Genomic DNA, 9,108 nt, shown 5'->3' on the forward strand with positions numbered 1-9,108 from the left:
AGGCGCCGCGTGTCGGCCACGTACCCGCCGCGCAGGCCGGCGTCGCACCGTCCGCCGTCGGCGCGGGCCGTGCGCAGCGGCTAAGATGCGGAGTGCGTCATACGACGCCTTTGCGGAGCAATCGCCATGGTGGATCGCCCGACCCTCGATGCCTACGACGCCCATGCCGCGCAATACGCGCAGGACTGGCTCGACCAGGCTGCGCCCGACGACATGTACGCACTGCTCGAACAGTATTTCTCGCCGGGGCTGACCGCCGACGTCGGCTGCGGCGCCGGGCGCGATACGGCGTGGCTCGCGTCGCGCGGCTTCGACGTGCGCGGCTACGACGCGAGCGCCGCGCTGCTCGACGAGGCGCGGCGGCGCCATCGTGGGCTGACTTTCGAGCTGGCCGCGCTACCGGCGCTCGCCGGCGTACCGTCCGGCGCGTTTCGCAACGTACTGTGCGAAACGGTCGTCATGCATCTCGAACAGGCGGACGCGGCGGCGGCCGCCGCGCGGCTGGCCGATCTGCTGATGCCGGGCGGCACGTTGTACCTGAGCTGGCGGGTGGCCGGAAACGGCGTGCTGCGCGACGAGCGCGGCCGCCTCTATACGCCGCTCGATTCGGCGCGGATGCATGCGGCGCTCGGCGCCGGCGTGCGCGTGATCGACGAGCACGAGGTCGTCAGCGCATCGTCCGGCAAGCGCGTGCACCGGTTGATCGTGCGCAGGGCGGGCGGCGACGCGTGAGCGCGCCGCGCCGGCGCACTTGGCACTTACTCGCGGCTGAGCGCCGCTTCCCAGTTGATGTCGACGCAGAGCACCTGCATGCCCGTCACGGCTGGCGCGGCGATCGATGCGGTCACGCACAGGTGCGCCTCGTTGATCGACAGGTAGGGCGGCGTCAGATGCACGCCGCCCGGCGCGCGCATCGCGTCGATGAAGTACGGGCGGCGTTCCCAACTCGCGCCTTCGGAATGCAGCAGCGGCCGGAAGCGCTTCGCGCGTTGCGACACGCTGCCGCGCGCGAGCACGTTGTCGCCGATCTGGCGGCCCGACGCGTCGAGCAGGAAGCAGCGTGCGGTCTCGGGCAGCCCGAGCACCGCGGCCGCCGCATCGGTGAGCGATTCGCCCGCGCCGAGCTTGCGGCTCGCTTCCTCGAGCGCGGCGACGTACGGCGCGAGCCGTTCCGCCTGCGTGCGCTCGCGCTGCGCGACGCGCAGCCGCAGCGCGGCCGACAGCGTATCCATGCAGCCCGCGGCGGCCTGCGGCTGCACGGGGTCGACGCTCGGCCCCGCGAAGTACTGGCCCTGCACGAAATCGACGTCGCATTCGAGCGCGATCAGCGCGTCGCGTTCGGTCGCGAGCCCACCCATCAGCACGAGCTGGCCGGATTCGTGCAGCAGCGACACGAGCCCCGGCAGCACGCGTTCGAGATGCGAGTGCTCGCTCGCCTGCGCGAGGATGCCGCGGTCGAGCGTGACGATGTCGGGATGCAGGTGCCACACGCGATCGATGTTCGAATGCTTCGCGCCGAATCCGACGAGCGCGATCAGGAAGCCGGCCTTGCGCAGCCCGTCGATGATCGCCGCATAGCGCGGCGTCTCGCCGCCGGCCTGTTCGGGCACCTCGAGCACCACGCGGTGCGGCGGCAGCCCGAGCGCCTTCAGGTTCGCGAGCAGCGCGTCGCCGTACACGGTGTCCATCAGCGCGGCCGGATGCAGGCTCAGGAAGAGCCACTCGTCGTGGCTGTCGAACGCGTGGAAGTTACCGAGATGCAACGATTCGGCGAGCCGCCCGAGCTCGAGCAGGTCGCCGCGCCGTGCCGCCTGCGTGAACACCTCGTGCGACGCCACCTGACGGTTTTCCTCGTCGTGTGCGCGCAGCGACGCGTGATAGCCGATCGCGCGCCGGTGCGACACCGAGAAAACGGGCTGAAACACGCTGAACACGGTGTAGCCGCCGTACAGCACGGTGCGCCGGTTCCCGTCGTCGCCGGCGACCGGGCGGGGCGGTTGAAAGCCGGGGGGATCGATTTCGATCATGCTCATGATGTCGGCCGAAGGAAGGCTGCCAGTTTACCTACAGAATAGGCCAGCAAGAAGCATGCACGGCGGCATGGCGCCGTGTACGGCCGCCCGGCGCGGCCGGTACGCGCGCGGCCGGGTCGCGTTGCACCGCGATGGGGCGCGCCGGCCCGATTCGGCGCGCGCCGCGCGTCACGCGCGCTCGGACGGGTCGGTCTTGCGCGCCGGGCCGCGGATCTCGGGCGCGAGCTGCGCGAAGATCCACGCGGACGCGGCCGTGATGATCCCGACGCAGATGAACGTCGCGTGGAACGCCGGCAGCGTGTTGCTCGGCGTCACGGTGCGCAGCATGCCGGTGAACGTCGCCAGCAGCGCGCCGGCGACCGTGACGCCAAGGCTCATCGACAGCATCTGCACGAGCGAGAACAGGCTGTTGCCGCTGCTCGCGCCGCCGGTGCCGAGATCCTTCAGCGTCAGCGTGTTCATCGCGGTGAACTGCATCGAGTTGAAGCCGCCGAACAGCGCGAGATGCACGACCTTCACCCACACCGGCACCGTGTCGCGCATCAGCGCGAAGCTTGCCATCATCACGCCGACCATGATCGTGTTCGCGAGCAGCACCTTCCGATAGCCGTGCTGCGTGATCAGCCGCGTGATGATCCGCTTCGAGAACATGCCGGCCGCCGCGACCGGCAGCATCATCAGCCCGGCCTCGAATGCCGAGTAGCCGAGGCTCACCTGCAGCAGCAGCGGGATCAGGTACGGCATCGCGCCGCTGCCGATCCGCGCGAACAGGTTGCCGAGCAGCCCCACGCTGAACGTGTGGATCTTGAACAGCTCGAGCGAGAAGATCGGCTGCGGCGCGCGCACCGCGTACAGCCCGTACGCGACGAAGCACGCGAGGCTCAGGACCAGCAGCACCAGCACGGCCGCGTGCTGCATGCCGAGATCGGCGAGCCCGTCGAGCGACAGCGAGATCGCGACCATGCCGATCGTCAGCAGCAGATAGCCCTTCAGGTCGAAGCGGCCGGCGGCCGGGTTGCGCGAATCGGGCATCGAATAGAAGGTCGCGATGCAGCCCGCGACGCCGACCGGCACGTTGATCAGGAAAATCCAGTGCCACGACGCGATCTTCACGAGCCAGCCGCCGAGCGTCGGCCCGATCAGCGGGCCGATCAGGCCCGGAATCGCGACGAACGACAGCGCGGGCAGGTAGCGCTCGGCCGGAAACGTGCGCAGCACCGCGAGCCGCCCGACCGGCAGCAGCATCGCGCCGCCGACGCCCTGCACGACGCGGAACGCGACGAGTTGCGTCAGCGTATGCGCGTTCGCGCACAGCAGCGAGCCGAGCGAGAACACCAGGATCGCGCTGAAGAACACGCGTCGCGTGCCGAACGTGTCGGCGAGCCAGCCCGACACGGGGATCATCACCGCCATCGTCAGCGAGTACGCGATCACGACCGATTGCATCCGCAGCGGCGATTCGCCGAGGCTCGCCGCCATCGACGGCAGCGCCGTGTTGACGATCGTCGCGTCGAGCGTCTGCATGAAGAAGCCCGTCGCAACGAGCCAGAGCATCACGGTGAGGTTTTTTTCGCCGGGAGCGGCGGCGGGCGGGCGTTGGAACATGAGGGCGGGGTGGTGGCGCGGGACAGCCGACATTGTAGGGAAAGCCGCCGCGCCGTGCAGGTTCGGGGCGATATGTGATGCGGCCCGACTCGACCTCGGCCGGCCGCGCCACGGGAAGCCTGTCTCCGTCGGGCGGCCAGTACAGTTCAGCCGAAAGCGTCGGCGGCCGTATCTGTCCGTGTGCCGCCTCCGTCCGAAATACTGGTGTCGTCGAACCCGTGCGACCAGGAGGCTGCCATGCGCGAACTGCGACTTTACGTGATGGACGGCGACGAGCCGGCCGGCCGGTGGCGGATCGTCGATCTCACGCTGCTCGAAGTGGCCGAAGGCGACGTGTGGGTGACCGTCGAGGGCCGGCCCGACGATCACTGGCTGGGTGCGGGCGCATCGCTGACGTTGCTGCCCGGCATGCGCGCGTGGGTCGGCGCCGGGCCGCGCGGCGCGACGTTCGCGTTCGGCCCGCTCGCGGCGCCGGCCGTGCGCTCAGCGTCCGCGTGGTGGCGTCCGTTCGCCGCGTGGCGTCACGGCCGGCGTCACACGGCCGCGTCGCTGCCGACGTAGCGTGCGCGTGGCCGGATCAGCTTTCCGTCCGCGTACTGTTCGAGCGCGTGCGCGATCCAGCCGGCCGTGCGGCCGGCCGCGAACAGCGTGAACGCCGCGCCGTCGGGCAGTGCGAGCGTGCGCTCCAGCACCGCGAGCGCGAAATCGATCGCCGGCCGCAGGCCCGTCGCCGCTTCGACGCGCGCGGCGAGCGCGCGCGCCACGCGCAGCGCCGGCCGCTCGGGCGCCGCCGCGTGCAGCGCATCGAGCAGCGCCCGGGCGCGCGGATCGCCGTCGGGGTATAGCGGGTGCGCGAAGCCGGACAGGGCCGTGCGGCCGCCGTCCGCGCGTTCGTCGTGCGCGAGCCGCAGCGCGAGGTAACGATCGAGATCGGCGGCGCGGGCCGCTTCGTCGAGCAGCGTGCCCGCGCGGAACGTCTCGCCGCCGTGACGCGGCCCCGACAGCGCCGCGAGCCCGCCGGAGATCGCGCCGAACAGATGGGTGCCGGTCGACGCGATGCAGCGCACCGCGAAAGTCGACGGATTCAGTTCGTGATCGGCGCACAGCACGAGCGCGCGCCGCAGCAGGTCGGCTTCGGCGCGCCGTCGCACGCGCCACGCGGCCGCGAGCTGCCGGTGCACGGGCGCGTCGCCCGGCGCGATGCCGGCGAGCGCGGCCGTCGCGACGCGCAGCAGCAACGCGGCGGAATCGAGCTGTGCATCGCGCCCCTGCGCCCACAGGCGCGGCAGCGATGCAGCCGCGGCCGGCAGCAGCACCAGCGTGCGTTCGAGCGGCGCGAGCGGCGCCCAGCGATGGGCCCAGTCGCGCCACTGCGCCGCGTCGAAACCGGTCGATGCGAGCGACGCGGCGGCCAGCCGCGCTGGCGGACAATCCCACAGCCGCGCGGCCGTTTCCTCGAGTGTCGCCGTATCGGCCAGCGCGATCGCATCCGCGCCGCGATAGCGCAGGCGGCCGTCGGCGATCTGCGTGATCCGCGATTCCAGGACCGGCACGCCCCAGTCGAGCGAACGTTCGGCGACACCGCCCGCGCGCTTCGCGTCGGCGCGGCGGCGCGCGAGCAGGCGCACTTCGTCGGCGTCGTAGCGGCGGCGCTTGGTCGCGCCGTCGGGCAGCGAGCGCAGCAGGCCGCGGCTCACGTATGCATAGAGGGTGCTCACGCTGACGCCGAGCATGCCGGCGGCTTCCTGCGCACTGAGGGACGTCATGCCGGTTGCTCCTGTCGCCGCGCATGAAGCGCGGAACCGCTACAACTATTCGTTATGTATTGATTCGCGCAATCAAGATTGATCGCGCCTGTCGCGAATTCTAGACTCGATTCCGTCTCCTCAACGGTATCTCCTTCACTATGACACCCGAATCCGCATTGGCGCATCTTTGGCAACTCGCACACGGCGAGCGCGACGCGCTGGCTCGCACGACCGTGACCGGGCAGGACCCGACGTTGCCGTCGACGTTTCATGTGGGCACGCTTGCCGCCGCGACGATCGCCGCAGCGGCGCTCGCGGCAGCCGAATGCCATCGGTTGCGCACGGGCGTGGCGCAATCGGTCGACGTGTCGGTGCGCGACGCGCTCGTGGCGTTTCGCAGCGAACGCTACCTGCGCGTGGACGACGGGCCGCCGCCCGAGTTGCGTCATCCCGTCACCGGCTTCTTCGAGACGGGCGACGGACGCTGGATTCAGCTGCACGCGAATTTCCCGCATCACCTGCACGGCATTCTCGACGTGCTCGGCTGCGGCCCGCAGCCGGCCGACGTCGCCGCGGCGATTCGCGCGTGGGACGGCGCGGCGCTCGATACCGCGCTGGCCGACGCCGGCCTGTGCGCGGCATTGATCAGAACGCCTGACGAATGGGCGGCGCACGAGCAGGCGCGCGCGATCGCGTCGCTGCCGCTGTTCGAGATCGAGCGGATCGGTGACGCGCCGCCCGAGCCGATCGGCCGCGGCGAGGGCGGCCGGCCGCTGGCCGGCGTGCGCGTGCTCGATCTCACGCGCATCATCGCGGGGCCGGTCGCGGGCCGCACGCTGGCGTCGCATGGCGCGCAGACGCTGCTCGTCAACGGCCCGCACCTGCCGAACATCGCGCCGCTCGTGATCGACAACGGACGCGGCAAGCGCTCGACGTGGATCGATCTGCGCGACGCGGCAGGCGTCGATACGCTGCACGCGCTGGCGCGCGAGACGGACGTGTTTCTGCAGTCGTACCGGCCCGGCGCGCTCGCCGCGCGCGGGTTCGCGCCGCAGGCGCTGGCCGAGCGGCGGCCCGGCATCGTCTACGTGTCGGTGTCGGCGTACGGGCACACCGGGCCGTGGGCGAAGCGGCGCGGGTTCGACAGCCTCGTGCAGTCGGCGAGCGGAATCGCATGGCACGAGCAGCAGGCCGCGCAGGCGAGCGGGCCGCGCCATCTGCCATGCCAGGCGCTCGACCATGCAACGGGGTATCTCGCGGCGTTCGGCGCGATGATCGCGCTCGCCCGGCGGGCGCGCGAAGGGGGAAGCTGGCACGTGCGGACGTCGCTCGCGCAGACGGGGCGCTGGCTGCAGTCGTTCGGCGCCGTGCCGGGCGGGTTGCACGCGCCCGATCTCGCGCTGGCCGACGTGTGCGACCGGATCGAGCGCGTCGCGTCGCCGTTCGGCGTGCTCGACACCGTGCGGCCGGCCGAGCGGTTGTCGGCGACGCCGCCGTCGTTCGCGCGTCCGCCCGTGCCGCTCGGCACCGACGACGCGCGCTGGTTGTGAGCGCCGGCGCCGCGCCTCGCGCTACTTGCGCAGCTCGACGACGAAATCGTAGTAGTCGTTTCGGCAATAGGTATCGGTCAGTTCGATCGCGCGCTGGTCGGACGTATAGCCGATCCGCGTGATCAGCAGCAGGGCGTCGTGCGGGGCGATGCCCATCTGTTCGGCGATCTCGTCGGTCGCGTTGACCGCGCGGAAATGCTGCAGCGCGCGCACGATCGGCGTGCCGCGCGCTTCGAGATAGCTGTACAGCGAGCCGACGATCGCCTGCGGATCGGGAATCAGCGTCGCGGGGAACGTCGAGTTCTCGACGGCCATCACGATGCCGTCGGCCAGGCGCAGACGTTTCAGCCGCGTAACCGATGCGGCCGGCGACAGCCCGAGCTGGATCACTTCGTCGCGGTTGGCCGGCTGGATTTCGCGCGCGAGCCACTGCGAGCTCGGCTTGAAGCCGCGGCGCTCGAGCATTTCGCTGAAGCTCGACAGCCGCGACAGCGGATCCTCGTAGCGCGGCTGGATGAAGTTGCCCGCGCCCTGCGTGCGGCGGATCAAGCCTTGCTCGACGAGCAGCGCGATCGCCTTGCGCGCGGTGATGCGCGACACGCCGAGCGCTTCGGACAACACACGCTCGGAAGGCAGCGCTTCGCCGGCCGTCCAGCGGTTGTCGTGGATTGCATCGCCGAGCTTGCGGGCGAGCTGCAGGTAGAGCGGCGTATCGTTGTCGGGGTCGGGGCGCAGGTCCTGCCAGCGGTCGTCCGTGGGTGCCTTCATACAATGGGTATCGATCAGGTTGCGGCCATTCTAAGTCATCATGCCGTGCCGTTATAGCCGGTTTTTGCCGCGTAACAGGCCGGAGGCGTACCGATTGACTACACTGATGCGTCGTATCCGATGCTTCGGCCGCGGTGCGCGGCCACGAATCCGCAACGAGGAAACGCATGACAGACACGATCGCCACGGTCGTCTTGCCGAACGGCGAGACGATTCCGAAGCTGGGCCTGGGCACCTGGGAAATGGGCGAGCGGCCGGCGCGGCGCGCGGACGAGATCGCCGCGCTGCGCGAGGGCGTCGAACTCGGGATGACGCTGGTCGATACGGCCGAGATGTATGGCGACGGCGCGACCGAGGAACTGGTCGGCGACGCACTCGCGGGCCTGCGCGACGACGTATTTCTCGTCAGCAAGGTCTATCCGCACCATGCGAGCCGGCGTGGCGTCGTCGCCGCGTGCGACGCGAGCCTCAAGCGCCTGCGTACCGATCGCCTCGACCTGTATCTGCTGCACTGGCGCGGTTCGGTGCCGCTCGAGGAAACGGTCGAGGGTTTCGACGCGTTGCAGCGTGCGGGCAAGATTCGCCACTGGGGCGTGAGCAACTTCGATACGGCCGACATGGCCGAACTCGTCGACGAGGCGGGCGGTGGTGCGTGCGCCACCAACCAGATTCTCTACAACATCGCGCGACGCGGCCCGGAATTCGACCTGCTGCCGTGGCTGGCCGAGCGCCGGATACCGGCGATGGCATACAGTCCGGTCGATCACGGGCGGCTGCCGAAACGCTCGCCGCTCGACGAGATCGCGCGGCTGCGCGGCGTGTCGGTGATGCGCGTCGCGCTGGCATGGGTGCTCGCGCAGCCGGGTGTATTCGCGATTCCGAAGGCGTCGCGAATCGAGCACGTGCGCGACAACCGCGCCGCGCTCGATGTCGTGTTGAGCGATGACGAGCGCGTGCAGCTTGACGCGTATTTCCGTCCGCCGCGCAGCAAGCGCGCGCTCGAGATGCTCTGACCCCGGGCAACGCCTGGGGTCAGTGGTTGCCGCCGGGCGATCCGCCGTTGCCGTGACCGCCGCCGTTGCCGCGACCGCCACCGTTGCCGTTGCCGACACCGTTGGCCCCGCCGTTGCCGGCGCCTCCACTGCCATTGCCGTTACCGTTGCCGCCGCCATTGCCGTGGCCGCCGGTGCCGTTGGCGCCGCCGCTCCCGCCGCTCCCGCCGCCGTTACCGTTTCCGCCATTGCCGTGACCGCCGCCGCCGTTGCCGTTGCCGCCGCCATTGCCATGGCCTCCGCCGCCAGCACCGCCGCCGCCAGCACCGCCGCCGCCAGCACCGCCGCCGCCAGCACCGCCGCCGCCAGCACCGCCGCCGCCAGCACCGCCGCCGCCAGCACCGCCGCCGCC

The 9,108-nt window shown here is 70.9% G+C and carries 9 protein-coding genes; 5 read left to right on the plus strand and 4 right to left on the minus strand.

The annotated features are described in order from the left end of the window. Nucleotides 1-126 precede the first annotated feature (126 nt). Entirely contained in the window at nucleotides 127-732 is a 606-nt protein-coding gene (locus tag LGM42_RS30555; RefSeq protein WP_226234209.1) for a class I SAM-dependent methyltransferase, read from the plus strand. A 26-nt stretch (nucleotides 733-758) separates the two neighbouring features. Here the strand turns inward: LGM42_RS30555 and LGM42_RS30560 are convergent, their stop codons facing one another. Both LGM42_RS30560 and mdtD read right to left on the minus strand, forming a co-directional pair. Continuing rightward, nucleotides 759-2,033: an EAL domain-containing protein gene (locus LGM42_RS30560; RefSeq protein ID WP_226234210.1), complete on the minus strand. Its 1,275-nt coding sequence runs from the start codon at nucleotides 2,031-2,033 to the stop codon at nucleotides 759-761. Nucleotides 2,034-2,201: 168 nt separating this feature from the next. Continuing rightward, on the minus strand, nucleotides 2,202-3,638 hold the full coding sequence (mdtD, locus tag LGM42_RS30565) for a multidrug transporter subunit MdtD (protein ID WP_059578356.1): 1,437 nt from the start codon (nucleotides 3,636-3,638) through the stop codon (nucleotides 2,202-2,204). Nucleotides 3,639-3,875: 237 nt separating this feature from the next. Here mdtD and LGM42_RS30570 point away from each other — a divergent pair, with 237 nt between their 5' ends. Continuing rightward, complete coding sequence (locus LGM42_RS30570) at nucleotides 3,876-4,199, plus strand: DUF2917 domain-containing protein (protein ID WP_059578355.1); 324 nt, start codon at nucleotides 3,876-3,878, stop codon at nucleotides 4,197-4,199. Here the strand turns inward: LGM42_RS30570 and LGM42_RS30575 are convergent. Continuing rightward, complete coding sequence (locus LGM42_RS30575; RefSeq protein WP_226234211.1) at nucleotides 4,172-5,404, minus strand: citrate/2-methylcitrate synthase; 1,233 nt, start codon at nucleotides 5,402-5,404, stop codon at nucleotides 4,172-4,174. The two genes, LGM42_RS30570 and LGM42_RS30575, sit on opposite strands and share 28 nt — an antisense overlap. Before the next feature lie 140 nt (nucleotides 5,405-5,544). Between LGM42_RS30575 and LGM42_RS30580 the strand changes: the two genes are divergently transcribed. After that, a complete protein-coding gene (locus LGM42_RS30580; protein WP_226234212.1) occupies nucleotides 5,545-6,936 on the plus strand; it encodes a CoA transferase in 1,392 nt (463 codons plus the stop codon). A 21-nt stretch (nucleotides 6,937-6,957) separates the two neighbouring features. Here LGM42_RS30580 and LGM42_RS30585 read toward each other — a convergent pair whose 3' ends face one another. Beyond that, nucleotides 6,958-7,704, minus strand: coding sequence for a GntR family transcriptional regulator (locus tag LGM42_RS30585; protein ID WP_006489667.1), 747 nt, complete (start codon nucleotides 7,702-7,704; stop codon nucleotides 6,958-6,960). Between the two features lie 167 nt (nucleotides 7,705-7,871). Here LGM42_RS30585 and LGM42_RS30590 point away from each other — a divergent pair, with 167 nt between their 5' ends. Both LGM42_RS30590 and LGM42_RS30595 read left to right on the plus strand, forming a co-directional pair. Further along, on the plus strand, nucleotides 7,872-8,717 hold the full coding sequence (locus LGM42_RS30590) for an aldo/keto reductase (RefSeq protein ID WP_059578345.1): 846 nt from the start codon (nucleotides 7,872-7,874) through the stop codon (nucleotides 8,715-8,717). Between the two features lie 52 nt (nucleotides 8,718-8,769). Beyond that, a partial coding sequence (locus LGM42_RS30595; RefSeq protein ID WP_226234213.1) for a hypothetical protein occupies nucleotides 8,770-9,108 on the plus strand: 339 nt, incomplete at its 3' end.

Source organism: Burkholderia sp. AU39826 (assembly GCF_020419965.1).
Lineage (GTDB): Bacteria > Pseudomonadota > Gammaproteobacteria > Burkholderiales > Burkholderiaceae > Burkholderia > Burkholderia semiarida.

What these genes read in the sequence shown, in the direction of transcription:
- LGM42_RS30590 (WP_059578345.1), top strand. Translation starts at nt 7,872, where the DNA reads ATGACAGACACGATCGCCACGGTCGTCTTGCCGAACGGCGAGACGATT.
- LGM42_RS30560 (WP_226234210.1), bottom strand. Translation starts at nt 2,033, where the DNA reads ATGAGCATGATCGAAATCGATCCCCCCGGCTTTCAACCGCCCCGCCCG.
- LGM42_RS30575 (WP_226234211.1), bottom strand. Translation starts at nt 5,404, where the DNA reads ATGACGTCCCTCAGTGCGCAGGAAGCCGCCGGCATGCTCGGCGTCAGC.
- LGM42_RS30580 (WP_226234212.1), top strand. Translation starts at nt 5,545, where the DNA reads ATGACACCCGAATCCGCATTGGCGCATCTTTGGCAACTCGCACACGGC.
- mdtD (WP_059578356.1), bottom strand. Translation starts at nt 3,638, where the DNA reads ATGTTCCAACGCCCGCCCGCCGCCGCTCCCGGCGAAAAAAACCTCACC.
- LGM42_RS30555 (WP_226234209.1), top strand. Translation starts at nt 127, where the DNA reads ATGGTGGATCGCCCGACCCTCGATGCCTACGACGCCCATGCCGCGCAA.
- LGM42_RS30570 (WP_059578355.1), top strand. Translation starts at nt 3,876, where the DNA reads ATGCGCGAACTGCGACTTTACGTGATGGACGGCGACGAGCCGGCCGGC.
- LGM42_RS30585 (WP_006489667.1), bottom strand. Translation starts at nt 7,704, where the DNA reads ATGAAGGCACCCACGGACGACCGCTGGCAGGACCTGCGCCCCGACCCC.